Raw genomic sequence first — 366 nt, 5'->3', positions numbered from 1 at the left:
CTATACCTTTGCATACAGAACTTATGTGGATATTATCTAATCTTACTCCTATGGCATTACTTGAAAGAGGGCATGCATATAAGGATAAGGTGGCAAAGGGTATAAAAGCAAATGTTGGATTATTTAATTATCCTGTATTAATGGCAGCAGATATTTTACTTTATGAACCTGATTTTGTTCCAGTAGGAAAAGATCAAAAACAACATATTGAATTTACTAGAGATTTTGCTGTTAAATTTAATGAATTTTATGGTAAGAAAGTATTTAAATTACCTGAAGCTTTAATTCTTGATAATGTTGCAACTGTTATAGGTACAGATGGTGAGAAAATGTCTAAATCGTATGGGAATACAATAAACATATATG

At 29.8% G+C, this 366-nt stretch carries 1 protein-coding gene; it reads left to right on the top strand.

Annotation, left to right across the window (positions count from 1 at the left end):
* Positions 1-366 (top strand): tryptophan--tRNA ligase (locus tag AYC60_RS01300; protein ID WP_414162573.1); only part of this gene is annotated, 366 nt, incomplete at both ends.

This window comes from Streptobacillus felis, assembly GCF_001559775.1.
In the GTDB taxonomy this organism is placed as follows: domain Bacteria; phylum Fusobacteriota; class Fusobacteriia; order Fusobacteriales; family Leptotrichiaceae; genus Streptobacillus; species Streptobacillus felis.
Note: the sequence above shows the minus strand (reverse complement) of the source record. Positions and strands in the feature narration are given on the sequence as shown.